Genomic DNA, 24,622 nt, shown 5'->3' on the forward strand with positions numbered 1-24,622 from the left:
GCCGGGCGCGTTGTCATAACTCCATCTGCTCGATGGCGTCGACCCAGTGGCCGGCGCCGAAGTGGCCGCTGGCGAACTGTGCCAGCACATCGAACACCGCGTCGCTGAAGCCGCCGACATTCAGGATGTCCTTGCGGTCCGCTGCCTGCGTGGTGCCGTAGGGCTGCAGGTCGATGCAGATCAGCCGCGCTTGCGGGTTGATGTGCTTGATCCGCTCCCACTGCCGCAGGGTCTCGGTGGCGCCATGGCGGCGGGCGTCGATCCAGGATTCGTTGTCGGAAACCAGAACCAGTGTGTCCACCTTGGCCTTGGCGTCGGCCAGTTGCTTGAGCGGCGCGGAGCAGCTGGTGCCGCCACCGCCGACCGCCGCCAGCTTCTGCGCGTTGCTCATCAGGCTGTCACGCGGGTTGAGCGCCACCTTCACTACCTTGTTCTCGAACGGCAGTACCTGAGCACGCGGTTGTTTGCGCAGGATTGCCGCTGCCACCAGCGCCGCGACATCGATGCAGCGCACCGCCGTGGTCGCGCCCTGGCGGTAGCCGGTCACCGGGCTGTGCATCGAGCCGGACACGTCCGGGCACACCACCACATGGCCGCTCAGCGCCGGCACGTTGGCCAGCGACAGCTCCAGGGCGTCCTGCAGCGCCTCGCGCACGGCCAGCGGCACACCGTCGCCGGTCATGCGGTAGGCGGCCAGCAGCTGGTACGGGTAAACCCGTGCCTTGGCCACGGCTTCGGCGTCAGCCAGACGCTGTGCGACCCGCTCTGCGCAACCCTCGACCGCCAGTGCGCCGTGGCGCAGCAGGGTGTTGAGGTTCATGCGTAGGGCCTGCCAGCCCATGCGTCCGGCCAGCTCAGCCCATTGCTCGGCGTTCAACGTCTCGTTGCCGAGCAACTGGAACGGCACGTCCGGCAGCTCGCTGCTGGCGCCGCTGCGAAACGCCAGCAGGTCGCGGGTCAGCGGCGGCAGGGCGGCGGCATCGGCCGGCTTGCCGATCAGCCAGGCGAAGAAGGCTTCGCGCCAGGCTTCGCTCGGCTTGGGGTGAGTCATCTTCACCACGTCCGCCAGTGACGGCTGGTTGCCGATCGCCGCCTGCAGCAGCTGGCGTTCGCTGGCCATGTTCAGCCAGTTCTGCACCAGGCGCTTGGGCTGCGAGCCGAGCGATTTGCGTCCGGTCACGCCACTGCGCAGGATCTGCACGAAGGTGCGCAGCATCTTGCCGTTGTCCACCACCTGCTCGAACAGCGCCGGCACCAGGCTCGAACGCTGGGCGACCAGGGCTGCCAGCAGCAGGGCCGGCATGTCCTTCATGTGGCCTTTCTTGCGGGCATACAGCGCGGCCTTGGCCACGTAGCGGGCGTCCAGTTCGGCGACCAGCTTCAGCACTTCGGCCAGCTGGGTTTCAGCATCGGCGTAGAAGGTCTGGTTCAGGCAGCCGGTGACGGCGAGCTGAGCCAGCTTGTGCTTGGGCGTGTAGGCATAAGCCGGCGCCTGCTGCTGGTTCAGGGTGTCGCTGACCGGCAGTTGCGCGGCCCTGGTGTTGAACAGATTGAAGTTGGCCATCTTGGCGTCTCGCTGTGTTTGTCCGTTGTGCTAGGACTATTGCAGCGGCTGTGCCAGGTTCTCTTCTTGTTGCGGTTAATATTCTCAAGTTATTGATTTATATGTGTTTAATTTTATGTCTGGAGCAATTGTGGAAATTCTCTGGGTCGCGTGCTCATCGATTTTTATATCAAGTGTTATCGTTGTTTATCTTTTTGGATAATTTTTGAGGTAGCGGGCATGAGTGGCAAGCGCACGGTCGCCATCGGTTTCATCGGCGCGACCCTGGATCGGGTCGGCAAGGGCGCCAACCGCTGGAATAAGTGGCGGCCGAGCATCGGTCTGTGTCAGCAGGCCGATCTGTTGATCGATCGCCTGGAGCTGATTCACGGTACCGATGCGCGCGACCTGAGCCTGGCCGAGCGTATCCGCGCCGACATCCAGCAGATTTCCCCGGAGACCGAGGTGCGCCTGCAGCCGATGCACCTGCGCAACCCCTGGGATTTCGAGGAGGTGTATGGCGCTCTGCATGACTTCACCAGTGGTTATGCCTTCGATACCGAGCACGAGGACTACCTGGTGCACATCACCACCGGCACCCACGTGGCGCAGATCTGCTGGTTTCTGCTCACCGAGGCGCGCTACCTGCCGGCGCGGCTGGTGCAGACCTCGCCGGCGCGCCGCCGCGACCCCGAGCAGCAAGCCACCGGCACCCATGCGCTGATCGACCTCGACCTGTCGCGCTACGACCGCATCGCCACGCGTTTTCAGCGCGAGCGTCTGCAGGGCCTGGCCTTCCTCAAGTCGGGCATCGCCACGCGCAACGCCGCGTTCAACCGCAGCATCGAGCAGATCGAGCGGGTCGCCGTGCGTTCGCGTGCGCCCATGCTGCTGGTGGGGCCCACCGGCGCCGGCAAGTCGTTTCTGGCGCGCCGGGTCTACGAGCTCAAGCGCGCGCGGCATCAGGTGCAGGGGCGTTTCGTCGAGGTCAACTGCGCCACCCTGCGCGGCGACGGCGCCATGTCGGCGCTGTTCGGCCACAGCAAGGGCGCCTTCACCGGCGCGCAAACCGCGCGCGAGGGCCTGCTGCGCGCGGCCGATGGTGGCATGCTGTTTCTCGACGAGATCGGCGAGCTTGGGCTGGACGAGCAGGCCATGCTGCTCAAGGCCATCGAGGAGAAGCGCTTCTTCCCGCTCGGTTCGGACAAGGAAGTGGCGAGCGACTTCCAGCTGATCGCCGGCACCCACCGCGACCTGCGCGGGCGGGTGGTGGAGGGCCTGTTCCGCGAAGACCTCTACGCGCGCATCAACCTGTGGACCTTCGAGCTGCCGGGCCTGGCCGGGCGCCGCGAGGACATCGAGCCCAATCTGGACTTCGAACTGGAGCGCCACGCCCGCGAGCAGGGGCGCCTGGTGCGCTTCAACCTGGAGGCGCGGCGCCGCTACCTGGCTTTCGCCGGTTCCGCCGAGGCCGCCTGGCAGGGCAACTTCCGCGAGCTGTCGGCCTCGGTCACGCGCATGGCCACCCTGGCCGACAGCGGGCGAATCGACGAGGCGCAGGTAGAAGAGGAGATCGCCCGGCTGCGCCGCAGCTGGGGCCAGGGTGCGGCGCCTGACGAGTTGGCGGCCCTGCTGGGCGAGGCCGCCGAGCGGCTGGACCTGTTCGATCGCCTGCAGCTGCAGGCGGTGATCGGCGTGTGCCGCCAGGCCGACAGCCTGTCCGATGCCGGGCGCCGGTTGTTCGGCGTGTCGCGCCAGGCCAAGGCCAAGGCCAACGATGCCGACCGCCTGCGCAAGTATCTGGCGCGTTTCGGCCTGGACTGGGCGGGTCTGCGCGCCCAAGACTGATTAGTAGTGGTACCAGCGCAGCTGCAGCATCAGCTCGTTGTCGCTGGCGCCCAGCTGGCTGAAGTCGCGCGCCGCGGACAGGCGCAGGCCGAGGTTGCGCGACAGTTCCCACTGCTGGTTGAGCGACAGGCGCCGGCGCACCTCGCCGTTGTGGAAGTAGTCGCCCTTGGCCTCCAGGCTCAGGTTGCCCAGGGCGTTGCGCCACAGCAGGCCGCCGTCGAAGCCCAGGGCCGGCGCCAGCTGGGCGGCGAAATCGGCGTTGTGCTCGAGGCGCACGGTGGCCAGGGCGTAGGCCAGGGCAGCGTCGCCCAGCGCCCAACTGCCGCCGGCGCCGCCGCTCAGATGGCCGACCAGGCTCTGCTCGCCGTCCGCGCCCGGCACCCGCTGCAGGCCGCCGCCGACCTGCCAGCTCCAGGGCTTGAGCAGGGCGCTGCGCGGGGTCAGCGAGCGGATGTTGGCCAGGTTGAGTTCCTGCAGCTGCCAGTGGCTGCGCTCGTACTGGCGCAGCTTGAGGCCGAGGATCTCGATCTGCGCCCCCAGCGGAAAGCCGGCGAGATTGTCGCCCAGGTCGTGGTAGGCCATGCGCAGGCCGTACTCGGCGAAGGCGCGCTCGCCGCGACTGCCCAGGCCGAGTTGCCAGGTGCGCGACTCGTGACCCTCCTCCGGCTGGGGCGGACGCTCGACCGCCAGGGGCGGTGGCGGATTGCGGTTGATCGCCCGCAGCAGCCGGTAGCTGCGCCGGGCGTCGCCTTCGTCGCGTGGCGTGCCGCCGGCCTCGTAGCGCAGCAGGCGGAAGGCGGCGTCCTGCACCAGGGCCTGACGCTCGCTGGGCAGGGCCTGGAATTCGGCGGATTGCAGGCGCTCGCCGTCGTCCGCCAGGCGCCGGGTCCAGTCCAATTCGGCGGCGTTCAGCGGCGCACTACGGGTCTGCAGCTCGCGCTCGTGCGAGGGGCGGTAGTCGATGCGTTCGACCAGCCCGGCCTGCTTCACCGCGCGTACGGTGTCGGCGGGGATGGCGGTGAGGGGGAAGGCATCGGTCAGCTCCAGGCCCGGGCGGGCGATCTCCAGCAGTTCGAGCAGGCGGTAGGAGCAGTTCTCGTCGAAGAAGTAGTAGTCGAAGCGGATCTGCTTGAGTTCCCAGACGTGCTCGACCATGCGCCCGGTCTCGCTCGCCGTCAGGTTCAGGCGGTACTCCCAGAGGTCGCGGTTTTCCAGGCGGCTGTACTCGCTGAGCTTCTCCCGGTAGGGCACCAGGGCGAACAGGCCCGGGTAGCCACCCATCAGCCCCTTCCAGGCATAGAGGATGCTGTTGTCCTTGCCCTCGATGAAGGCACCGAAGTTCAGCGCGTAGCTGAGCATCGCGGTGCTGTTGCTGTCGACGTCGGCCTGGTCGATGCGCAGCAGGGTGTGGCCGAACATGGACGAGGGGCTGTTCAGGTAGGCGGCGGGAAACACCAGCACAGTGCCGTGCGGGGCGATATCGCGATACCAGGTGCGGTACTCCGTGCAGTCGACCGCTGGCAGATCGTGCAGCCCGAGGCGCTCGCGCAGCCAGCGGGTGCGTGCCGGAAACGCGCACTGTGGGTGTCGGTCGCCCAGGCTGGGGGCGGCGTACAGCGCTTGCAGAGTGGCGCGCAGCTCGGCCGCCGGGTCGCTGTCGCCGTCGGCGGCGAAGAAGAAGTCGTCATCATCGACATAGCTGCGCCAGCCGCCGAGCTTGCCGCGCTCGTAGTGGCCGAGGGCCAGCCAGTGGGCCTCCATGGCCAGCTGGGAGAGATCGACTTGGGCTGCGTGCAGGGTCGGGGCCAGGCACAGGGCCAGCCAGGGCAGCATCCGTTTCAAGCGCGGCGCCTTCTTCCGGGGCTCGTGGCTGCTTGTCGCAGGCCGGGCCGGGGCTGTCAAGCCGGGGCCGTTTTGCGCAAGTCCCGGGCAGGCACCACACTGAGAGAAATGCTGCGGAGGTGCGTCATGAGTATCGACCCCAAGACGGCCCTGGATGCGCTGTACGAGCAGTACAGCAAGCGCGCCAACGCCATCCGTCACGACCTCGGCCTGCAGCGCAGCGCGGATTTCGCCGAGCAGGCCGGCGAGCGGCAGAACGACGAGGTGCTCAATGCGCTGCTGGCCGAGGCGGAGGCCGGCATGCGCCAGGTCGGCCTGGCCCGCCTGCGCCTGGCCGACGGCAGCTACGGTCTGTGCCAGCGCTGCGGCGAGCCGATCGAGGCGGGACGCCTGCAGGCCCTGCCGGCCGCCGAGTTCTGCCTGGCCTGTGCGGACAAGGTCCGTGGCTGACGCCTTGCCAGGTTCGCCGGGGGGGCGACAGAATGGCTCCATCTCGCGGTCCGCCGCTTCGACAAGGACATCCGATGGCCGAATCCTTCGCCGCCAGCCTGCGCCTGGCTCCCGACGCCCTGACCCGCCCCTGTGCCCCCGATCAGTTCAACTTCACCACCACCGATGACCTCGAGCCGTTTCGCGGCGTGCTCGGCCAGGAGCGCGCCGTAGAGGCCCTGCAGTTCGGCGTGGCGATGCCGCGTCCGGGTTACAACGTGTACGTCATGGGCGAGCCCGGCACCGGGCGCTTCTCCTTCGTGCAGCGCTACCTGCGGGCCGAGGCCAAGCGCCAGGCCACCCCGGTCGATCGGGTCTACGTCAACAACTTCGACGAACCGCGCGAGCCGCGTGCACTGGAGCTGCCGCCGGGCACCGCGGCGGCCTTCGTCGCCGATATCGGCCAGTTGATCGACAACCTGCTGGCGACCTTTCCGGCGGTGTTCGAGACGCCCACCTACCAGCAGAAGAAAGGCGCCATCGACCGGGTGTTCAACCAGCGCTACGACAAGGCCCTGGACCTGATCGAGAAGCTGGCGCTGGAGAAGGACGTGGCCCTGTATCGCGACAGCGCCAACATCGCCTTCACCCCGATGAAGGACGGCAAGGCGCTGGACGAGGCCGACTTCGCCCAGTTGCCGGAGGCCGAGCGCGAGCGCTTCCACGATGACATCGCGGCCTTGGAGGAGCGCCTCAATCAGGAGCTGGCCAGCCTGCCGCAGTGGAAGCGCGAGAGCAGCAACCAGCTGCGCCAGCTCAACGAGGAGACCATCGGTCTGGCCCTGCAGCCGTTGCTGGCGCCGTTGTCCGAGCAGTACGCGGAAAACGCCGGGGTCTGCGCCTACCTGCAGGCGGTGCAGGTCAACCTGCTGCGCACCGTGGTCGACCAGCTGCTCGACGACAAGCCGGACCTGCAGCGCCGCGAGATGCTCGAGGAGCAGTACAGCCCCAGCCTGGTGGTCGGCCATCATGTCGACGGCGGCGCGCCGGTGGTGTTCGAGCCGCACCCGACCTACGACAACCTGTTCGGCCGCATCGAGTACAGCACCGACCAGGGCGCGCTCTACACCAGCTACCGGCAGCTGCGCCCCGGCGCCCTGCATCGGGCCAACGGCGGCTACCTGATAGTCGAGGCGGAGAAGCTGCTCGGCGAGCCCTTCGTCTGGGACGCGCTCAAGCGCGCCCTGCATTCGCGCCAGCTGAAGATGGAGTCGCCGCTCGGCGACCTCGGCCGCATCGCCACCGTGACCCTGACCCCGCAGGTGGTGCCGTTGCAGCTCAAAGTCATCATCATCGGCTCGCGCCAGCTCTACTACACCCTGCAGGACCTGGATTCCGACTTCCAGGAGATGTTCCGCGTGCTGGTCGACTTCGACGAGGAGATCCCGGTCGGCGACGACAGCCTCGAACAGTTCGCCCAGCTGCTCAAGACGCGCACCTCGGAGGAGGGCATGGCGCCGCTGACCGCCGCCGCGGTGGCGCGCCTGGCCACCTACAGCGCGCGCCTGGCCGAGCACCAGGGGCGCCTGTCGGCGCGCATCGGCGACCTGTTCCAGCTGGTCAGCGAGGCCGACTTCGTGCGCCAGCTGGCCAGCGACAGCGTCACCGACGTCGGCCATATCGAGCGCGCGCTGCGGGCCAAGGAAGACCGCACCGGGCGGGTCTCGGCGCGGATCATCGACGACATGCTGGCCGGCATCATCCTGATCGACACCCAGGGTTCGGCCATCGGCAAGTGCAACGGCCTGACCGTGCTGCAGGTCGGCGACTCGGCCTTCGGCGTGCCGGCGCGCATTTCCGCCACCGTCTATCCGGGCGGCAGCGGCATCGTCGACATCGAGCGCGAGGTCAGCCTGGGCCAGCCGATCCACTCCAAGGGGGTGATGATCCTCACCGGCTTCCTCGGCAGCCGCTACGCCCAGGAGTTTCCCCTGGAGATATCCGCCAGCATCGCCCTGGAGCAGTCGTACGGCTACGTCGATGGCGACAGCGCTTCGCTGGGCGAGGTCTGCACCCTGATCTCGGCGCTGTCGCGCACGCCGCTCAAGCAGTGCTTCGCCATCACCGGTTCGATCAACCAGTTCGGCGAGGTGCAGGCGGTCGGCGGGGTCAACGAGAAGATCGAGGGCTTCTTCCGCCTGTGCGAGGCGCGCGGCCTGACGGGCGAGCAGGGGGTGATCATCCCGCACTCCAACGTCAGCAACCTGATGCTCGACGAGCGCGTGCTGCAGGCGGTGCGCGCCGGGCAGTTCCATGTCTACGCCGTGCGCCACGTCGACGAGGCCCTCGGCCTGCTGCTCGGCGAGCCGGCCGGCGCCCAGGACGAACAGGGCCGCTTCGCCAAGGGCAGCGTCAATGCCCGAGTGGTCGAGCGTCTGCGCAGCATCGCCGAGCTGGGCCTGGAGGACGAGGAGAAGGACAAGGACGCCGCCAAGACCAAGGAGGTCAAGCCGCGCGCCAAGCCTGTACCGAAAGCCGCCAAGGAGTAACGGCGACAACTGGTCGGTCACTGCGCAGTGCGGTGGCGCCCGCGACAGGCGCCGCCGTCGCGGGTTATCCCACGCTTCATTCACAGAGTTATCCACAGTGTGCGGGGATAACTTTTACCTTCCCGAAGCGCGCCGCCGGGGTGTAGGCTGGAAGCCAGACCATGCGAGGATCGCCGTTATGCCGCGCAGCCTCTGCCTTACCCGTCAGTGCCTCGGCCTGACCACCCGCATCGAGTGCGAGCTTCGTCCGTTGGCCGATGGGCGGGGGCTCTGGGTTCTCCTCTGTGCCGCCGGCATGTCCGCCGCCCAGCCTTCGGCGATCAAGGCCCAGGGCCCGTTCCACGGGCCTTTCGTGGCCGAGGCGGTGCTCGATTCGATCGCTCAGTGTCTGGCCGTGCAGGGCTATGCGCCCTGTGACGAACCGATGATCTGGCGCCTGCACCTGCAGGCCGAGCTGCGCCGCTTGAACGGCGAGGGCTGCCGCCATCTCGGCAGCTGCCAGTTCGGTCCGGAGAGCTGAGCGCTTTCTGCCCAATCCGTTGTGCGGCCCCGTTTCTCCGGGCGCTCACGCGTTCTTCCAGGCCCTGCGCACAGGGTTATCCACAGATGCCGGGGATAAAAACGCGGCAAAGCTTGTCGCCTTGCCCGCGAGGCCTGGCTGGGTATACTCGCGGCCAGTTTTTTCCACTCGGCGAGATCCCATGGAACGCTTTATCGAGAACGCGATGTACGCCTCGCGCTGGCTGCTGGCCCCCATCTACTTCGGTCTGTCCCTGGCCCTGCTGGCCCTGGCGCTGAAGTTCTTCCAGGAAATCTTTCACATCCTGCCGCATGTGTTCGAGAAGGCCGAGGCCGACCTGATCCTGGTGCTGCTGTCGTTGATCGATATGGCCCTGGTCGGCGGCCTGCTGGTGATGGTGATGATCTCCGGCTACGAGAACTTCGTGTCCCAGCTGGATATCGACGACAGCAAGGAGAAGCTCAGCTGGCTGGGCAAGATGGACTCCGGTTCACTGAAGATGAAGGTGGCGGCCTCCATCGTGGCGATCTCCTCCATCCACCTGCTGAAGATCTTCATGGATGCGCAGAACATCCAGCCGGAACATCTGAAGTGGTACGTGATCATCCACATGACCTTCGTCGCCTCGGCCTTCGCCATGGGCTATCTGGACAAGCTGACCAAGCACGATCACTGATCGCCTCCCGCGCCTTCTTCGCCGCCCGGCCGTTGGGAAACGGACGGGCGGTCGCGTTTCTGCCTTGTGCCTCCCTCGTTCAGCTCAAAAACTGTACGGGTCGAAGACGCAATCGCAGAGGCGAGCGAGGTGTCCCATGAGGCTCCATGATCTGACTTCCCATGCCCAGGCCGGCCGCCTGGAGGCGCTGCACCTGATCTCCCTGGAGGGCGGCATCTATCTGCTGGAGGCCCGCGTCGACGGGCTCATGCAGCCGGTCGAGGACGAGCGGGGCGCGCCCCTGCAGCCGCGCTCGCTGGAGCATGCGCGCGAGTTGCTGCACGGCCTGCCCTTCAGCCTGGTGCAGGATGGCGTGCAGGACGAGATGTGCGGGGCGGGCAGGCTGCACTAGCGCTGGCCGAGGGCGCGTGGGGCAAATGGCTGTGTTAGGCTTGCCGGCCTTTTCGACCCTAGTGGAGCCCGGCCATGTCCGAACTCAATCTGTCCACCGACGAAACGCGCGTCAGCTATGGCATCGGCCGCCAGCTGGGCGACCAACTGCGCGACAACCCGCCGCCCGGCGCCAGCCTGGAGGCCATAGTCGCCGGCCTGCGCGACGCCTTCGCCGGCAAGCCGAGCCAGGTGTCCGCCGAGGCGCTGAACGCCAGCTTCCGCGTGATCCGCGAAATCATGCAGGCCGAAGCCGCGGCCAAGGCCGAGGCCGCCGCCGGTGCCGGTCGCGAGTACCTGGCGCAGAACGCCAAGCGCGAGGGTGTGACCGTGCTGGACTCCGGCCTGCAGTACGAGGTGCTGGTGGCGGGCGAGGGCGCCAAGCCGTCGCGTGACGACCATGTGCGCACCCACTACCACGGCACCCTGATCGACGGTACCGTGTTCGACAGCTCCTACGATCGCGGCCAGCCGGCCGAATTCCCGGTCGGCGGCGTGATCGCCGGCTGGGTCGAGGCCCTGCAGCTGATGAACGCCGGCAGCAAGTGGCGCCTGCATGTACCGAGCGAGCTGGCCTATGGCGGCCAGGCCGTCGGCAGCATCCCGCCGCACAGCGTGCTGGTGTTCGACGTCGAGCTGCTCGAGATTCTGTAAGAAGTGATGCCCGCCGTGCTCGTCCTGAGCGCGGCGGGCACCGGCGAGGGCCTCTTTGCCCTCGCGCATGGCCCTGGGCCATGCCGTCGATCCTTCCTTTGTCGACGCGTTCCGGCCGCAGCGGGTCGCCGTTGGTCCGCTCCGCGGTGCCGTCTTGTCGGGTTCAGTGGGCTTCGCCCTGCGGGCGCAAGGCCCGCGCATAGCAGAACAGGAACAGACCCCGCACCAGCTCCTTCAATACCCCCGGCTCGCTGGAGCCGAAGTCGTGCAGGTCCAGATCGCCCTGCTCGCGCAGTTCGCAGAGGGCGTCTTCGTGCAGCACGGCGCAGACCTCGCCGGTCTCGCGGTTGAGGATGCGCAGGTAGGGGTGGGGGCGATCCAGCCAGGCGTCGATCAGATAAGTCACGGCTCATCTCCTTTGAATGCGGGGCAACTCACAAGGAATGAGAATAATTCCTATTACATAAATAGCAAGCACCAATCGTCCATTGCTTTGGCTAAAACGAAAAGCCCGTCACGTGGACGGGCTCTCGGGCTGTCTGGCTATTGCCTCAGTGGGTACGGGCGACGGAGAAGCGGCTCAGCTCGACCAACGCGTCGCGGTAGACATTGTCCGGCAGGGCGTCGAGGCAGGCGATGGCTCGTTCGGCGTGCTCGCGGGCCAGGCGCGCGGTGTAGTCCAGGGCGCCCGAGGCCTGCACGGCGGCGCGGATGCTTTCCAGATCCTCGATGCCGCCTTTCTGAATGGCACTGCGCACCAGGGCGGCCTGTTCGGCAGTGCCTTCGCGCATGGTATGGATCAGCGGCAGGGTCGGCTTGCCTTCGGCCAGGTCGTCGCCGACGTTCTTGCCCAGGGTGGCGGCATCGCCCTGATAGTCGAGCAGGTCGTCGACCAGTTGGAAGGCGATGCCGAGGTGATCGCCGAAGCGCTGCAGGGCCTCGCGCTGGGGCTCTGAGGCTCCAGCGAGCGCTGCGGCGCTATGGGTCGAGGCCTCGAACAGCATGGCGGTCTTGCCGCGGATGACCTCCATATAGGTCTCCTCGGTGGTGCTGGCATCGCGCACCTTGGACAGCTGCAGCACCTCGCCCTCGGCAATCACCCGGGTGGCGTGGGAGAGGATCTTCATCACCGGCATGGAGCCGAGCTCGACCATCATCTCGAAGGAGCGCGAATAGAGGAAGTCGCCGACCAGCACGCTCGGCGCGTTGCCCCACTGGGCGTTGGCGGTGGCGCGGCCACGGCGCATGCCGGACATGTCGACCACGTCGTCATGCAGCAGGGTGGCGGTGTGCAGGAACTCGATGGTGGCGGCCAGCAGGCGCAGGTCGTCGGTCTGATGGCCCAGGGCCTTGCCGCTGAGCAGCACCAGCAGCGGGCGCAGGCGCTTGCCGCCGGCGGAGATGATGTAGTCGCCGATCTTTTCCACCAGGGGCACGCGGGACTTCAGCTGTTGGCGGATGATGCCGTCGACGGCGGCGAAATCGTCCGCGACCACGCTTTGGAAGGCCTGGGGTTGCATCGGTGACGGGGGCTCCTGGATCGGGCCGGCACTCCCGGGCGGAGGCGGCGAAATGGCCGGTCGGGCAGGGCCGGACCGGGCTGCGCGGCATGTTAGGGTCTGTTGCCGTTTCGGCGCAAGCCGCGTTGCAGCGCAAAATCTCGCCAGGCTAGGCGCGGGACGCAGGCAATGGTGATCCCTTGCCAAGGCCCGCAACGACGCATGGCGAGATTTTCCGCGCAACCCGAAGGGACGGGCCAGTTTTTGCGCGGAACGTCGTTACTCGACGGCTCATTTGGACGACCAAACTTCGCGTCTCGCGCGATCTCCAGGGATGGAGTGAATGCCGTAGCCAGCCGGGAGCGGGCTCGGCCTAGCTCCACGCAAAAACTGGCTCCGTCGCGGTCGTGCCGAAGCGGTAACAGACCCTGCGGGCAGGGTAGGGGCTGTCAAGGCGAGGCCTGGCGGGGCTTGCCTCGGGGGGCGCCTTTCCGTACAATCGCGGCCCCAAACTTCTATGGGCAACTCCCTGCCTTACGCAATTGCACGGGCGTCAGTTCCGGCCCCATGCAGCCATGCCGGCCAATAACTCTTCCCATAAAGAGTCGGGTGAGCAGGTTTAACGGAGAAAAATCCATGTACGCAGTAATTGTTACCGGTGGCAAGCAATACAAGGTCGCCGAAGGTGAATTCCTCAAGGTCGAGAAGCTGGAAGTCGCCACCGGCGAATCCGTGACCTTCGACCGCGTTCTGCTGGTCGGTAACGGTGACGACGTGAAAATCGGCGCTCCGGTGGTCGATGGTGCCAAGGTCGTCGCCGAGGTGATCGGTCAGGGCCGTCACGACAAAGTGACCATCATCAAGTTCCGCCGTCGTAAGCACCACATGAAGCGTCAGGGCCACCGTCAGTGGTTCACCGAAATCAAGATCACCGGCATCCAGGCCTGATCCCCTTTTAGGAGGCTATGACTCATGGCACACAAAAAAGCTGGCGGTAGTACTCGTAACGGCCGCGATTCCGAAAGTAAACGCCTTGGCGTGAAGATGTACGGCGGCCAGGCCATCAAGGCCGGCAACATCATCGTGCGTCAGCGCGGCACCCAGTTCCACGCCGGCTACGGCGTTGGCATGGGCAAGGATCACACCCTGTTCGCGAAAGTGGACGGCGTGATCAAGTTCGACGTGAAGGGCGAGTTCAACCGCCGTTACGTGAGCATCGTGACCGCCTAAGGTCGCGCTTGCGGAAAAAGCCCTGTCTCGCGACGGGGCTTTTTTGTTTCTGTGTATCCTGTATTCCTGAGTTAACTGGCCCGCCGTCGCGGTGGGAGGCAACCCAATGAAATTCGTCGACGAAGTTTCGATATTTGTAAAGGCCGGCGACGGCGGTAACGGCATGATGAGCTTCCGCCGGGAGAAGTTCATCGAGAAGGGTGGCCCCAACGGCGGCGACGGCGGCGACGGCGGCTCGGTGTTCCTCGAGGCCGACGAGAACCTCAACACCCTGGTGGACTATCGCTATACCCGCCGTTTCCAGGCGCAGAATGGCGAGAAGGGCGGCAGCACCGAGTGCACCGGGGCCAAGGGCGAGGACCTGATCCTGCCGGTGCCGGTCGGCACCACTGTGATCGATGCCGCCACCCAGGAGGTGATCGGCGACCTGACCCGTGCCGGTCAGCGCTTGATGGTGGCCCAGGGCGGCTGGCACGGCCTGGGCAACACCCGCTTCAAGTCCAGCACCAACCGCGCGCCGCGCCAGACTACGCCGGGCAAGCCGGGCGAGCAGCGCGATCTCAAGCTGGAGCTCAAGGTGCTGGCCGACGTCGGCCTGCTCGGTCTGCCAAATGCCGGCAAGAGCACTTTCATTCGCTCGGTGTCCGCGGCCAAGCCGAAAGTCGCCGACTATCCCTTCACCACTCTGGTGCCGAACCTGGGGGTGGTCAGTGTCGGGCGCTACAAGAGCTTCGTCATCGCCGATATTCCTGGTCTGATCGAGGGCGCTTCCGAGGGCGCTGGCCTGGGTATTCGCTTCCTCAAGCACCTGGCGCGTACCCGCCTGCTGCTGCACCTGGTCGATATGGCGCCGCTGGACGAGAGCGACCCGGCCGAGGCGGCCGAAGTCATCATTCGCGAGCTGGAGAAGTTCAGTCCGGCGCTGGCCGAGCGCGAGCGCTGGCTGGTGCTGAACAAGGCCGATCAGCTGCTCGATGACGAGCGCGAGGAGCGCATGCGCGCGGTGGTCGAGCGTCTGGAGTGGCAGGGGCCGGTGTTCGTCATCTCCGCCCTGGAGCGCGAGGGTACCGAGGCGCTGAGTCAGGCCATCATGCGCTACATGGACGAGCGCGCCGAGCGCATCGAGGAAGACGAGGAATACGCCGCCGAGCTGGCCGAGCTGGATCGGCGCATCGAGGACGAGGCGCGCGCCCGTCTGCAGGCGCTGGACGACAAGCGCGCCCTGCGCAAGGCGGGGCTGAAGAGCGTCGACGATGTGGGCGACGACGATGACTGGGACGACTTCGACGATGACGAAGACGGTCCCGAGATCATTTACGTCCGGGACTGAGACTGGGTATCGTGCAGCGCCGCTTTTCAGCGGCGTTGTGCCGAGTGGCTTGAATGCAGAGGGCATCATGCGGGACAAGGTGACCGGCGCGCGGCGCTGGGTGGTGAAGATCGGTAGCGCGCTGCTGACTGCCGATGGGCGTGGCCTGGACCGTTCCGCCATGGCGGTATGGGTCGAGCAGATGATGGCCCTGCGCGAGGCGGGGGTGGAGCTGGTGCTGGTGTCGTCCGGTGCGGTGGCGGCGGGCATGAGTCGCCTCGGCTGGGCTGCGCGACCGAGCGCCATTCACGAGCTGCAGGCTGCCGCCGCGGTGGGGCAGATGGGGCTGGTGCAGGCCTGGGAGTCGAGTTTCGCCGTGCACGGTGGGCATACCGCCCAGGTGCTGCTGACCCACGACGACCTGTCCGACCGCAAGCGCTACCTGAACGCCCGCAGCACCCTGCGTACCCTGGTCGACCTCGGCGTGATCCCGGTGATCAACGAGAACGACACCGTGGTCACCGACGAGATCCGCTTCGGCGACAACGACACCCTGGCGGCGCTGGTGGCCAACCTGGTCGAGGCCGACCTGCTGGTGATCCTCACCGATCGTGACGGCATGTTCGATGCCGATCCGCGCAGCAACCCCGATGCCCAGCTGATCTGCGAGGCGCGCGCCGACGATCCGTCCCTGGACTCGGTGGCCGGCGGTACCGGCGGCGCCCTGGGGCGCGGTGGCATGCAGACCAAGCTGCGCGCGGCGCGCCTGGCGGCGCGCTCCGGTGCGCACACTATCATCGTCGGTGGGCGCATCGAGCGCGTGCTGGACCGGCTCAAGGCGGGCGAGCGCCTGGGCACCCTGCTGGCGCCCGAGCGTGGCCTGCTGGCGGCGCGCAAGCAGTGGCTGGCCGGGCATCTGCAGACGCGCGGCACCCTGGTGCTGGATGCCGGTGCGGTCAAGGCACTGACCGTCGATCGCAAGAGTCTGCTGCCGGTCGGCGTGCGCGAGGTGCGCGGCAGTTTCCGCCGTGGCGAGATGGTGGTCTGCGTCGCGCCCGACGGGCGCGAGATCGCGCGCGGCCTGGCCAACTACAGTGCCCTGGAGGCGCAGAAGATAGTCGGTCGGCCCTCCGATGCCATCGAGAAGCTGCTCGGCTACGTCGATGAGCCGGAGTTGGTGCATCGGGATAATCTGATTCTGGTCTGACGGGAGGGCGCGATGCGCATCACCAAGGGATTGCTGGGCCTGTGCGTGGCACTGCCGCTGCTGGCGCGGGCGGAGCAGATCGGCGAGGTTTCCACCGTGTTCAAGTGGTTCGGACCGAACGACAAGATAGTGGTCGAGGCCTTCGATGATCCCAAGGTGGAAGGGGTGACCTGCTACCTGTCGCGGGCCAAGACCGGCGGCGTCAAGGGCGGCCTGGGGCTGGCTGAGGATCGTGCCGAGGCCTCCATCGCCTGTCGTCAGGTCGGGCCTGTGCGTTTCAGTGGTGAGCTCAAGGATGGCGAGGAGGTGTTCCGCGAGCGCACTTCGCTGGTGTTCAAGACCATGCAGGTGGTGCGCTTCTTCGATCGCCAGCGCAATACCCTGGTCTATCTGGTGTACAGCGACCGGGTGATCGAGGGCAGTCCGCAGAATGCGGTGACGGCCATTCCGATCCTGCCCTGGCCGGTTCGCTAGGTCGAGAAGTCGGGGGCAGACTCCGCTCTCGTGTTTCTGCGGGCAATAAAAAACCGGCCCTGGGGCCGGTTTTTCAAGAACACAACCAATCAGGCGGCGGTAGCCATCGCCTTGATGTGGCCGTTCAGGCGGCTCTTGTGACGAGCGGCCTTGTTCTTGTGGATGATGCCCTTGTCGGCCATGCGGTCGATGACCGGAACGGCCAGGGTGTAGGCGGCCTGCGCCTTGGCGAGGTCCTTGGCGTCGATAGCCTTGACCACGTTCTTGATGTAGGTACGAACCATGGAGCGCAGGCTGGCGTTATGGCTACGACGCTTCTCAGCCTGTTTTGCGCGTTTTTTGGCAGAAGGTGTATTGGCCACCGTCAAGCTCCTCGAAAACTGGGGGGATAGCAAACAAATTAAGGCCGCGAATCATGCCGGCGCGCGAAGGCTATGTCAAGTGCGTCGGCGCCGCGATCTGCTGGCCTGACCAGCGGCGGCTGGTTACACTCCTCGACCTTTCTCCTCCCGCTTCCGGCACCGCATGAACCTGCTCAAATCCCTGGCCGCCGTCAGCTCTCTGACCATGCTCTCGCGCGTGCTGGGCTTCGTTCGCGACACTCTGATCGCGCGCGTCTTCGGCGCCGGCGCGGCTTCCGACGCCTTCGTCGTCGCCTTCAAGCTACCCAACCTGCTACGCCGCATCTTCGCCGAGGGCGCCTTCTCCCAGGCCTTCGTGCCGATCCTGGCGGAATACAAGACCCAGCAGGGCGAGGAGGCCAGCCGCACCTTCCTGGCCTACGTCGCCGGCCTGCTGACCCTGGTGCTGGCGCTGGTCAGTCTGCTCGGCATCCTCGCCGCGCCCTGGATCGTCTGGATCAGCGCGCCGGGCTTCGTCGACGAGCCCGAGCGTTTCGCCCTGACTGTCGATCTGTTGCGGGTGACCTTTCCCTACATCCTGTTGATCTCGCTGTCATCGCTGGCCGGTGCGGTGCTCAATACCTGGAACCGTTTCTCGGTGCCGGCCTTCGTGCCGACCCTGCTCAATCTCAGCATGATCGTGTTCATGGTTTGGCTGGCGCCCTATTTCGACCCGCCGATCATGGCCCTCGGCTGGGCGGTGCTGGTCGGCGGCCTGGCCCAGCTGCTCTGGCAGCTGCCGGCGCTAAAACGCATCGGCATGCTGGTGCTGCCGCGTCTCAACCTGCGCGACAGCGGCGTGTGGCGGGTGCTCAAGCAGATGGGGCCGGCGATCTTCGGCGTTTCGGTGAGTCAGATCTCGCTGATCATCAACACCGTGTTCGCCTCCCTGCTGGTCGCCGGCTCGGTGTCCTGGATGTACTACGCCGACCGCCTGATGGAGCTGCCTTCCGGGGTGCTCGGCGTGGCCCTGGGTACCATCCTGCTGCCGGCGCTGGCCAAGACCTATGCCAGCGCCGATCGCGAGGAATACTCGCGGCTGCTCGACTGGGGCCTGCGTCTGTGTTTCCTGCTGGCGCTGCCCTGCACACTGGCGCTGGCGCTGATCGCCGAACCCTTGATCGTCTCGCTGTTCCAGTACGGCAAGTTCACCGCCCACGACGCGCAGATGACCGAGCAGGCGCTGGTGGCCTACTCGGTCGGCCTGCTGGCGCTGATCCTGGTGAAGATCCTCGCGCCCGGCTTCTATGCTCAGCAGAACATCAAGACACCGGTGCGCATCGCCATCGTCAGCCTGCTGGCGACCCAGGCGATGAACGCCCTGTTCGTCTTCGTCCTCGATCTGCGCCACGCCGGCCTGGCGCTGGCGATCAGCCTGGCGGCCTGCCTCAACGCCGGCCTGCTCTACTGGCAGTTGCGGCAGCGGCGCATGTACCTGCCGCAGCCGGGCTGGGCGAAGTTCCTCGCCAAGCTGCTGCTGGCCGTGGCGGCGATGGCCGGGGTTCTGCTGCTGGTGATGGCGCAGATGCCGGCCTGGGGCGAGGGCGACATGCCCTGGCGGCTGCTGCGCCTCGGCGTGCTGGTCAGTGCCGGAGCGCTGACCTATTTCGCCATGCTCGCACTGCTCGGCTTCCGTCCGCGGGATTTCGCCCGTCGCTCGGTGCGCTGATGGCGATGGCTTCGCCTGTCGCCGGCGGGCGCCTGTGCGTATAATCGACCACTTTGTAAGCAAGTAGCATGCTATGCAGCTGGTCCGAGGTCTTCACAATCTGCGTCCGTTGAGCCGGGGCTGCGTTGCCACCATCGGTAACTTCGATGGGGTGCACCGCGGCCATCAGGCCATTCTGGCGCGCCTGCGCGAGCGTTCGCTCGAGCTGGGCGTGCCCAGCTGCGTGGTGATCTTCGAGCCGCAGCCGCGCGAGTTCTTCGCCCCGGACACGGCGCCGGCACGGCTGACCCGTCTGCGCGAGAAGCTCGAGTTGCTGGCCGGTGAGGGCGTCGATCTGGTCCTGTGCCTGGCCTTCAATCGGCGCCTGCGCGAATTGTCGGCCGCCGAGTTCGTCCGTCAGGTGCTGGTCGAGGGCCTGCGCGTGCAGCACCTGGAGGTCGGCGACGACTTCCGCTTCGGCGCCGGGCGCAGTGGCGATTTCGACTTCCTGGTGCAGGCCGGCGCGCAGCAGGGCTTCAGCGTCGAAGCCGCGCTGACCGTCGAGCTGGATGGCGAGCGCATCAGCAGCACCCGCGTGCGCCAGGCCCTGCAGGCCGGCGAGCTGGAACTGGCCGAGCGCCTGCTTGGGCGGCCCTACGCGCTGGTCGGGCGCGTGCTGCACGGGCAGAAGCTGGCGCGCCAGCTCGGCACGCCGACCGCCAACGTGCAGCTCAAGCGGCGCAAGCCGCCGCTGCAGGGCGTGTTCCTGGTCAGTTCGCTGCACCAGGGACGGCGCCTGCATGGCGTGGCCAATATCGGCCAGCGCCCGACGGTAGCAGGGGACGGCAGCCCGCACCTGGAAGTGCATCTGCTGGAATACGCTGGCGACCTGTATGGCCAGCGCCTGAGGGTGGAGTTCCACCACAAGCTGCGCGACGAGCAGCGATTCGCCTCCCTGGAGGCGCTGAAGACGGCGATAGACGCGGATGTCGCCGCCGCCCGGGCCTACTGGCTTGGCCAACCGCTTGACTGATCGAAGAGCCTGAGATGACCGACTACAAAGCCACGCTGAACCTCCCGGATACTGCCTTCCCGATGAAAGCCGGCCTGCCGCAGCGCGAGCCGCAGACCCTGGCGCGCTGGGACAGCATCGGCCTGTACCAGAAGCTGCGGGAGATCGGCGCGAACCGGCCGAAGTTCATCCTGCACGACGGCCCGCCCTACGCCAACGGCAACATCCATATCGGTCACGCGGTCAACAAGATCCTCAAGGACATGATCGTCCGTTCCAAGACCCTGGCCGGCTTCGACGCTCCCTACGTGCCGGGCTGGGACTGCCATGGTCTGCCGATCGAGCACAAGGTGGAGACCACCTTCGGCAAGAACCAGCCCGCCGACCAGACCCGCGAGCGCTGCCGCAGCTACGCCGGCGAGCAGATCGAGGGGCAGAAGGCCGACTTCATCCGCCTCGGCGTGCTCGGCGAGTGGGACAACCCCTACAAGACCATGGCCTTCGCCAACGAGGCCGGCGAGATCCGCGCGCTGGCCGAAATGGTCAAACAGGGCTTCGTGTTCAAGGGCCTGAAGCCGGTCAACTGGTGCTTCGACTGCGGCTCGGCGCTGGCCGAGGCCGAGGTGGAGTACCAGGACAAGAAGTCCGACGCCATCGACGTGGCCTTCCCGGTCGAGGACGCCGCCAAGCTGGCCGCCGCCTTCGGCCTGCGCGAGCTGGGCAAGCCCGCCGCCATCGTGATCTGGACCACCACGCCCTGGACCATTCCGGCCAACCAGGCGCTGAACGTCCACCCCGAATTCAACTACGCCCTGGTCGACACCGGCGAGCGCCTGCTGGTGCTGGCCGAGGAGCTGGTCGAGGCCTGCCTGCAACGCTACGGCCTGCAGGGCCAGGTGCTGGGTACCTGCCAGGGCGCCGCGCTGGAACACATCCGCTTCCGCCATCCGCTGTACCAGCGCTTCTCGCCGGTGTACCTGGCCGAGTACGTCGAGCTGGGCGCCGGTACCGGCGTGGTGCACTCCGCGCCGGCCTACGGCGAGGACGACTTCCGTACCTGCAAGCAGTACGGCATGCACAACGACGACATCCTCAGCCCGGTGCAGAGCAACGGCGTGTACGTGGCCGACCTGCCGTTCTTCGGCGGCCAGTTTATCTGGAAGGCCAACCCGGCCATCGTCGAGAAGCTCGGCGAAGTCGGTGCGCTGCTCAAGCACGAGAGCATCCAGCACAGCTACATGCACTGCTGGCGGCACAAGACCCCGCTGATCTACCGTGCCACTGCACAGTGGTTCGTCGGCATGGACACCCAGGCCAGCGACGGCAGCACCCTGCGCCAGCGGGCCCTGAGCGCCATCGAGCAGACCCAGTTCGTCCCGGCCTGGGGCCAGGCGCGTCTGCACGGCATGATCGCCGGGCGCCCGGACTGGTGCATCTCGCGCCAGCGCAACTGGGGCGTGCCGATTCCGTTCTTCCTGCACAAGGCCACGGGCGAGCTGCACCCGCGCACGGCCGAGCTGATGGAGCAGGTGGCCCAGCGCGTCGAGGCCGAGGGCATCGAGGCCTGGTTCAAGCTCGACCCCGCCGAGCTGCTCGGCAGCGAAGCGGCCGACTACGACAAGATCGGCGACACCCTGGACGTCTGGTTCGACTCCGGCACCACCCACTGGCACGTGCTGCGCGGCTCGCACCCGCTGGGCCACGAAGTCGGCCCGCGCGCCGACCTCTACCTGGAGGGCTCCGACCAGCACCGCGGCTGGTTCCACTCGTCCCTGCTGACCGGCTGCGCCATCGACGGCCACGCGCCCTACAAGGCGCTGCTGACTCACGGCTTCACCGTGGACGAGAACGGCCGCAAGATGTCCAAGTCGCTGGGCAACGTGATCGCCCCGCAGGAGGTCACCGACAGCCTGGGCGCCGATATCCTGCGCCTGTGGGTCTCGGCCACCGACTACTCCGGCGAGATGGCCGTGTCCAAGGTCATCCTGCAACGCAGCGCCGACGCCTACCGACGCATCCGCAACACCATGCGCTTCCTGCTGGCCAACCTCGGCGACTTCGACCCGGCCAAGGATCTGCTGCCGGCTGCGCAGATGCTCGACCTCGACCGCTGGGCGGTGGACGCCGCCGCGCGCCTGCAGGCCGAGATCATCGAGGCCTATGCCGAGTACCGCTTCTGGAACGTCTACTCCAAGGTGCACAACTTCTGCGTGCAGGAGCTGGGCGGCTTCTACCTGGACGTGATCAAGGATCGTCAGTACACCACCGCCGCCGACAGCGCGGCGCGCCGCTCCTGCCAAAGCGCGCAGTACCATATCGCCGAGGCGCTGGTGCGCTGGATTGCGCCGATCCTGGCCTTCACCGCCGACGAGATCTGGTCGTTCCTGCCGGGCGAGCGCAATGAGTCGGTGATGCTGAATACCTGGTACGAGGGCCTCGACCGCCTGCCGCAGGGCTTCGAGCTGGATCGCGCCTACTGGGAGCAGCTCAGCGAGGTGCGCGCCGCGGTCAACAAGGAGCTGGAGAATCTGCGCAACAGCAAGGCCATCGGCGGCAACCTGCAGGCCGAGGTCACCCTGTATGGCGACGAGGCGCTGCAGCAGGCCCTGGCCAAGCTCGACGACGAGCTGCGTTTCGCCCTGATCACCTCTGCCGCCAGCGTCGCGCCGTTGGCCGATGCACCGGCCGATGCGGTGGCCACCGAAGTGCCGGGGCTGAAGCTGAAGATCGTCAAGTCGGCCCATGCCAAGTGCGGCCGTTGCTGGAACTTCGTGGCGGATGTCGGCAGCCATGCCGGCCACCCGGAGCTGTGCGGTCGCTGCATCAGCAACATCGAAGGTGAAGGCGAGGTGCGCAAGCATGTCTGACGCCTCGCGCTTCGGTCGTCTGGCCTGGTTGTGGCTGGCCGTGCTGGTATTCGTGCTCGATCAGGGCAGCAAGCAGGTGGTGCTGCAGGTGCTGGAATATGGCCAGCGGGTGGTGGTGATCGACGGTTATTTCGATTGGACCCACCTCTATAACCGCGGCGCCGCCTTCAGTTTCCTGGCCGGCGAGTCCGGTTGGCAGCGCTGGTTCTTCGCCGCCATCGCCATCGGCGTCAGCGCCGTGCTGGTGGTGTGGATGAAGCGCCTGAAAGCCGACGAGACCTGGCTGGCCATTGCCCTGGCCATGGTCCTCGGTGGTGCGCTGGGCAACCTGTACGACCGTGTCGTGCTCGGCCATGTGGTCGACTTCATCCTGGTGCACTGGCAGAACCGCTACTACTTCCCGGCCTTCAATCTGGCCGATAGCGGTATCACCGTCGGCGCCGTGATGCTGGCGCTGGACATGTTCAAGAGCAAGAAGTCCGGAGAACCCGCCCATGACTGATCTGCGTGTCGGGCCGGACAAGGAAGTCACCCTGCATTTCGCCCTCAAGCTGGAAAATGGCGATGTGGTCGATACCACTTTCGATAAGCAGCCGGCCACCTTCAGGGTCGGCGATGGCAACCTGCTGCCGGGTTTCGAGGCCGCGCTCTACGGTTTCAAGGCCGGCGACAAGCGCAGCCTGCAGATCGAGCCGGAGAACGCCTTCGGCCAGCCCAACCCGCAGAATGTGCAGCTGATGCCGCGCAGCCAGTTCCAGGATATGGAGCTGTCCGAGGGGCTGCTGATCATCTTCAACGATGCGGCCAATGCGGAGCTGCCGGGGGTGGTCAAGGCCTTCGACGAGCAGCAGGTGACCATCGACTTCAACCATCCGCTGGCCGGCAAGCGGCTCAGCTTCGATGTGGAAATCATCGAGGTACGCCCGGCCTGATCCGGGCGTACACTCAGTCCATCGCGTACCGAGATTCCCCGCATGCAGATCAAACTCGCCAACCCCCGCGGCTTCTGCGCCGGCGTCGACCGCGCCATCGAGATCGTCAACCGTGCCCTCGAGGTGTTCGGTGCGCCGATCTACGTGCGCCATGAAGTGGTGCACAACAAGTTCGTGGTCGAGGACCTGCGCGCGCGCGGCGCCGTGTTTGTCGAGGAACTGGACCAGGTGCCGGATGACACCATCGTCATCTTCAGCGCTCACGGCGTGTCCCAGGCTGTGCGCCTGGAGGCCGAGCGCCGGGGCCTCAAGGTGTTCGACGCCACCTGCCCGCTGGTGACCAAGGTGCACATGGAGGTCGCCCGCTACAGTCGCGACGGCCGCGAATGCATCCTCATCGGCCACGAGGGCCATCCGGAAGTGGAAGGCACCATGGGCCAGTACGATGCCCGCAACGGCGGCGCTATCTACCTGGTCGAGGACGAAGCCGATGTGGCGGCGCTGCAGGTACGCCACCCCGAGAACCTCGCTTTCGTCACCCAGACCACCCTGTCGATGGACGATACCAGCAAGGTCATCGACGCCCTGCGCGCCAAGTTCCCCGCTATCGGCGGCCCGCGCAAGGACGATATCTGCTACGCCACCCAGAACCGCCAGGATGCGATCAAGCAACTGGCGTCCGAGTGCGACGTGGTACTGGTGGTCGGCAGCCCCAACAGCTCCAACTCCAACCGCCTGCGCGAGCTGGCCGAACGCATGAACACGCCCGCCTACCTGATCGACGGGGCCGAGGACCTGCGCCGCGAGTGGTTCGACTCGGCGCAGTGTGTCGGCGTTACCGCCGGCGCCTCGGCACCGGAGGTGCTGGTGCGTAGCGTGGTCGAGCAGCTGCGCGAGTGGGGCGCGGTCGGCGCCGAGGAGTTGGAGGGGCGGCCGGAGAACATCACTTTCTCGATGCCCAAGGAGCTTCGAGTTCGCAGCCTGTGATCATGGGCAGGACGAAGCAATCTTGCTGCTGAGACGGAGCCTGCCGCTCCTGGCCATGATCAGCTGGGAGTGCTTCTCGGGGGCATGAGGGGAGCAGATGGTCACTGTCCCGGCCTGGAAGCCGCCTCCGGTCAGCTGCGGCTCGCCCAGCATATTGAAGTGTATATAGCTGGACACGGGGCGGTTGCCGCGTATCACCAGGCCCTCGCCCGGAATTCTCTGCAGCAGGGTTTTTTCCTCGCTGTCATGTCGCGCGTTGTGATTGGGGTCTTCGAAGACCAGCCAGCCGGCCCCCCAGTCATCCTGCTGCTGCGCGCGCATCGTCACGCCCGTCTGGTGTAAAACGGCGTGCGTTCTGGCGTATTTCAGGCTGTCGGTAAAGCTCCGCAGTGCCGTGCTGGTCCTTTGTCTCGCAAGCAGCTCATCGATCAGCGGGATGGCGATGAGGGTCAATACGGCGGCCACGGCGAGTGCTGTCAGCATCTCGAGAAGGCTGAATCCGGTGTTGCGCATGCTTAATCCGTCCCTGGATTAGGTGGGCGGTTTGACTATAGATCGGGCGCTCG

24 protein-coding genes are annotated in these 24,622 nt (G+C 66.6%); 18 read left to right on the top strand and 6 right to left on the bottom strand.

All coding sequences use genetic code 11. From position 1 onward, the window contains the following. Positions 1 to 13: 13 nt before the first annotated feature. The gene (locus AAFN46_RS08950; RefSeq protein ID WP_347808330.1) at positions 14 to 1,564 is read right to left on the bottom strand and encodes a TROVE domain-containing protein; all 1,551 of its coding nucleotides are present in this window, start codon (positions 1,562 to 1,564) and stop codon (positions 14 to 16) included. Positions 1,565 to 1,783: 219 nt separating this feature from the next. Between AAFN46_RS08950 and rtcR the strand changes: the two genes are divergently transcribed. Beyond that, positions 1,784 to 3,391 carry an RNA repair transcriptional activator RtcR gene (rtcR, locus tag AAFN46_RS08955; protein ID WP_347808331.1) on the top strand — a complete coding sequence of 536 codons (1,608 nt, stop codon included), beginning with the start codon at positions 1,784 to 1,786 and terminating at the stop codon, positions 3,389 to 3,391. Here the strand turns inward: rtcR and AAFN46_RS08960 are convergent, their stop codons facing one another. Then, positions 3,392 to 5,224 carry a DUF4105 domain-containing protein gene (locus tag AAFN46_RS08960; RefSeq protein ID WP_347808388.1) on the bottom strand — a complete coding sequence of 611 codons (1,833 nt, stop codon included), beginning with the start codon at positions 5,222 to 5,224 and terminating at the stop codon, positions 3,392 to 3,394. A 135-nt stretch (positions 5,225 to 5,359) separates the two neighbouring features. Between AAFN46_RS08960 and AAFN46_RS08965 the strand changes: the two genes are divergently transcribed. From AAFN46_RS08965 to AAFN46_RS08990, 6 genes are all read left to right on the top strand, one after another. Continuing rightward, on the top strand, positions 5,360 to 5,683 hold the full coding sequence (locus AAFN46_RS08965) for a TraR/DksA family transcriptional regulator (RefSeq protein WP_347808332.1): 324 nt from the start codon (positions 5,360 to 5,362) through the stop codon (positions 5,681 to 5,683). Between the two features lie 74 nt (positions 5,684 to 5,757). Continuing rightward, on the top strand, positions 5,758 to 8,211 hold the full coding sequence (locus AAFN46_RS08970; RefSeq protein ID WP_347808333.1) for an AAA family ATPase: 2,454 nt from the start codon (positions 5,758 to 5,760) through the stop codon (positions 8,209 to 8,211). Between the two features lie 178 nt (positions 8,212 to 8,389). After that, positions 8,390 to 8,731, top strand: a complete 342-nt coding sequence (locus AAFN46_RS08975; RefSeq protein ID WP_347808334.1) for a hypothetical protein — start codon at positions 8,390 to 8,392, stop codon at positions 8,729 to 8,731. 181 nt (positions 8,732 to 8,912) lie between these two features. Further along, positions 8,913 to 9,407: a TIGR00645 family protein gene (locus AAFN46_RS08980; protein ID WP_347808335.1), complete on the top strand. Its 495-nt coding sequence runs from the start codon at positions 8,913 to 8,915 to the stop codon at positions 9,405 to 9,407. A 136-nt stretch (positions 9,408 to 9,543) separates the two neighbouring features. Then, positions 9,544 to 9,798, top strand: a complete 255-nt coding sequence (locus AAFN46_RS08985) for a DUF6482 family protein (RefSeq protein ID WP_347808336.1) — start codon at positions 9,544 to 9,546, stop codon at positions 9,796 to 9,798. Positions 9,799 to 9,872: 74 nt separating this feature from the next. After that, positions 9,873 to 10,490: an FKBP-type peptidyl-prolyl cis-trans isomerase gene (locus AAFN46_RS08990; protein WP_347808337.1), complete on the top strand. Its 618-nt coding sequence runs from the start codon at positions 9,873 to 9,875 to the stop codon at positions 10,488 to 10,490. Between the two features lie 163 nt (positions 10,491 to 10,653). Here AAFN46_RS08990 and AAFN46_RS08995 read toward each other — a convergent pair whose 3' ends face one another. Both AAFN46_RS08995 and AAFN46_RS09000 read right to left on the bottom strand, forming a co-directional pair. Further along, positions 10,654 to 10,896: a hypothetical protein gene (locus tag AAFN46_RS08995; protein ID WP_347808338.1), complete on the bottom strand. Its 243-nt coding sequence runs from the start codon at positions 10,894 to 10,896 to the stop codon at positions 10,654 to 10,656. A 145-nt stretch (positions 10,897 to 11,041) separates the two neighbouring features. Further along, positions 11,042 to 12,010 carry a polyprenyl synthetase family protein gene (locus AAFN46_RS09000; protein ID WP_347808339.1) on the bottom strand — a complete coding sequence of 323 codons (969 nt, stop codon included), beginning with the start codon at positions 12,008 to 12,010 and terminating at the stop codon, positions 11,042 to 11,044. 615 nt (positions 12,011 to 12,625) lie between these two features. On the opposite strand from AAFN46_RS09000, the gene rplU reads away from it, so the two are divergent. From rplU to AAFN46_RS09025, 5 genes are all read left to right on the top strand, one after another. Next, a complete protein-coding gene (gene rplU / locus AAFN46_RS09005) occupies positions 12,626 to 12,937 on the top strand; it encodes a 50S ribosomal protein L21 (protein ID WP_347808340.1) in 312 nt (103 codons plus the stop codon). Positions 12,938 to 12,961: 24 nt separating this feature from the next. After that, positions 12,962 to 13,219 carry a 50S ribosomal protein L27 gene (rpmA, locus tag AAFN46_RS09010; RefSeq protein ID WP_347808341.1) on the top strand — a complete coding sequence of 86 codons (258 nt, stop codon included), beginning with the start codon at positions 12,962 to 12,964 and terminating at the stop codon, positions 13,217 to 13,219. A 106-nt stretch (positions 13,220 to 13,325) separates the two neighbouring features. Continuing rightward, the gene (cgtA, locus tag AAFN46_RS09015; protein WP_347808342.1) at positions 13,326 to 14,549 is read left to right on the top strand and encodes an Obg family GTPase CgtA; all 1,224 of its coding nucleotides are present in this window, start codon (positions 13,326 to 13,328) and stop codon (positions 14,547 to 14,549) included. Between the two features lie 67 nt (positions 14,550 to 14,616). Continuing rightward, entirely contained in the window at positions 14,617 to 15,735 is a 1,119-nt protein-coding gene (proB, locus tag AAFN46_RS09020; RefSeq protein WP_347808343.1) for a glutamate 5-kinase, read from the top strand. A 12-nt stretch (positions 15,736 to 15,747) separates the two neighbouring features. Next, positions 15,748 to 16,209 carry a CreA family protein gene (locus AAFN46_RS09025; protein ID WP_347808344.1) on the top strand — a complete coding sequence of 154 codons (462 nt, stop codon included), beginning with the start codon at positions 15,748 to 15,750 and terminating at the stop codon, positions 16,207 to 16,209. 89 nt (positions 16,210 to 16,298) lie between these two features. Here the strand turns inward: AAFN46_RS09025 and rpsT are convergent, their stop codons facing one another. After that, positions 16,299 to 16,571, bottom strand: coding sequence for a 30S ribosomal protein S20 (gene rpsT / locus AAFN46_RS09030; RefSeq protein ID WP_347808345.1), 273 nt, complete (start codon positions 16,569 to 16,571; stop codon positions 16,299 to 16,301). Between the two features lie 163 nt (positions 16,572 to 16,734). On the opposite strand from rpsT, the gene murJ reads away from it, so the two are divergent. The 6 genes from murJ to ispH all read left to right on the top strand — a co-directional run bounded on the left by murJ (position 16,735) and on the right by ispH (position 24,056). Beyond that, on the top strand, positions 16,735 to 18,279 hold the full coding sequence (murJ, locus tag AAFN46_RS09035) for a murein biosynthesis integral membrane protein MurJ (RefSeq protein ID WP_347808346.1): 1,545 nt from the start codon (positions 16,735 to 16,737) through the stop codon (positions 18,277 to 18,279). A gap of 73 nt (positions 18,280 to 18,352) precedes the next feature. After that, positions 18,353 to 19,291, top strand: a complete 939-nt coding sequence (gene ribF, locus AAFN46_RS09040) for a bifunctional riboflavin kinase/FAD synthetase (protein ID WP_347808347.1) — start codon at positions 18,353 to 18,355, stop codon at positions 19,289 to 19,291. Positions 19,292 to 19,305: 14 nt separating this feature from the next. Continuing rightward, positions 19,306 to 22,137: an isoleucine--tRNA ligase gene (ileS, locus tag AAFN46_RS09045; protein WP_347808348.1), complete on the top strand. Its 2,832-nt coding sequence runs from the start codon at positions 19,306 to 19,308 to the stop codon at positions 22,135 to 22,137. Further along, positions 22,130 to 22,639, top strand: coding sequence for a signal peptidase II (gene lspA / locus AAFN46_RS09050; RefSeq protein ID WP_347808349.1), 510 nt, complete (start codon positions 22,130 to 22,132; stop codon positions 22,637 to 22,639). The genes ileS and lspA overlap by 8 nt, the downstream gene beginning before the upstream one ends. Beyond that, positions 22,632 to 23,069, top strand: a complete 438-nt coding sequence (gene fkpB / locus AAFN46_RS09055; protein WP_347808350.1) for an FKBP-type peptidyl-prolyl cis-trans isomerase — start codon at positions 22,632 to 22,634, stop codon at positions 23,067 to 23,069. Before lspA ends, fkpB begins: the two co-directional genes overlap by 8 nt. Positions 23,070 to 23,111: 42 nt before the next feature. Next, positions 23,112 to 24,056 (top strand): 4-hydroxy-3-methylbut-2-enyl diphosphate reductase, encoded by a 945-nt coding sequence (gene ispH / locus AAFN46_RS09060; RefSeq protein ID WP_347808351.1) that lies wholly within the window; start codon positions 23,112 to 23,114, stop codon positions 24,054 to 24,056. Here the strand turns inward: ispH and AAFN46_RS09065 are convergent, their stop codons facing one another. Continuing rightward, complete coding sequence (locus AAFN46_RS09065) at positions 24,057 to 24,569, bottom strand: GspH/FimT family pseudopilin (protein WP_347808352.1); 513 nt, start codon at positions 24,567 to 24,569, stop codon at positions 24,057 to 24,059. Between the last annotated feature and the right edge of the window lie 53 nt (positions 24,570 to 24,622).

This window comes from Pseudomonas sp. CAU 1711, assembly GCF_039888625.1.
Taxonomy (GTDB): domain Bacteria; phylum Pseudomonadota; class Gammaproteobacteria; order Pseudomonadales; family Pseudomonadaceae; genus Aquipseudomonas.

Bases quoted from the DNA above. Each gene is read 5' to 3' on its own strand.
- cgtA (WP_347808342.1), top strand. From the start codon at position 13,326: ATGAAATTCGTCGACGAAGTTTCGATATTTGTAAAGGCCGGCGACGGC.
- AAFN46_RS08990 (WP_347808337.1), top strand. From the start codon at position 9,873: ATGTCCGAACTCAATCTGTCCACCGACGAAACGCGCGTCAGCTATGGC.
- AAFN46_RS09000 (WP_347808339.1), bottom strand. From the start codon at position 12,010: ATGCAACCCCAGGCCTTCCAAAGCGTGGTCGCGGACGATTTCGCCGCC.
- rplU (WP_347808340.1), top strand. From the start codon at position 12,626: ATGTACGCAGTAATTGTTACCGGTGGCAAGCAATACAAGGTCGCCGAA.
- proB (WP_347808343.1), top strand. From the start codon at position 14,617: ATGCGGGACAAGGTGACCGGCGCGCGGCGCTGGGTGGTGAAGATCGGT.
- murJ (WP_347808346.1), top strand. From the start codon at position 16,735: ATGAACCTGCTCAAATCCCTGGCCGCCGTCAGCTCTCTGACCATGCTC.
- ispH (WP_347808351.1), top strand. From the start codon at position 23,112: ATGCAGATCAAACTCGCCAACCCCCGCGGCTTCTGCGCCGGCGTCGAC.
- rpmA (WP_347808341.1), top strand. From the start codon at position 12,962: ATGGCACACAAAAAAGCTGGCGGTAGTACTCGTAACGGCCGCGATTCC.
- lspA (WP_347808349.1), top strand. From the start codon at position 22,130: ATGTCTGACGCCTCGCGCTTCGGTCGTCTGGCCTGGTTGTGGCTGGCC.
- AAFN46_RS08975 (WP_347808334.1), top strand. From the start codon at position 8,390: ATGCCGCGCAGCCTCTGCCTTACCCGTCAGTGCCTCGGCCTGACCACC.
- rtcR (WP_347808331.1), top strand. From the start codon at position 1,784: ATGAGTGGCAAGCGCACGGTCGCCATCGGTTTCATCGGCGCGACCCTG.
- AAFN46_RS08970 (WP_347808333.1), top strand. From the start codon at position 5,758: ATGGCCGAATCCTTCGCCGCCAGCCTGCGCCTGGCTCCCGACGCCCTG.
- ileS (WP_347808348.1), top strand. From the start codon at position 19,306: ATGACCGACTACAAAGCCACGCTGAACCTCCCGGATACTGCCTTCCCG.
- AAFN46_RS08960 (WP_347808388.1), bottom strand. From the start codon at position 5,224: ATGCTGCCCTGGCTGGCCCTGTGCCTGGCCCCGACCCTGCACGCAGCC.
- AAFN46_RS08965 (WP_347808332.1), top strand. From the start codon at position 5,360: ATGAGTATCGACCCCAAGACGGCCCTGGATGCGCTGTACGAGCAGTAC.
- fkpB (WP_347808350.1), top strand. From the start codon at position 22,632: ATGACTGATCTGCGTGTCGGGCCGGACAAGGAAGTCACCCTGCATTTC.
- AAFN46_RS08985 (WP_347808336.1), top strand. From the start codon at position 9,544: ATGAGGCTCCATGATCTGACTTCCCATGCCCAGGCCGGCCGCCTGGAG.
- AAFN46_RS08980 (WP_347808335.1), top strand. From the start codon at position 8,913: ATGGAACGCTTTATCGAGAACGCGATGTACGCCTCGCGCTGGCTGCTG.
- AAFN46_RS09065 (WP_347808352.1), bottom strand. From the start codon at position 24,569: ATGCGCAACACCGGATTCAGCCTTCTCGAGATGCTGACAGCACTCGCC.
- ribF (WP_347808347.1), top strand. From the start codon at position 18,353: ATGCAGCTGGTCCGAGGTCTTCACAATCTGCGTCCGTTGAGCCGGGGC.
- AAFN46_RS09025 (WP_347808344.1), top strand. From the start codon at position 15,748: ATGCGCATCACCAAGGGATTGCTGGGCCTGTGCGTGGCACTGCCGCTG.
- AAFN46_RS08950 (WP_347808330.1), bottom strand. From the start codon at position 1,564: ATGGCCAACTTCAATCTGTTCAACACCAGGGCCGCGCAACTGCCGGTC.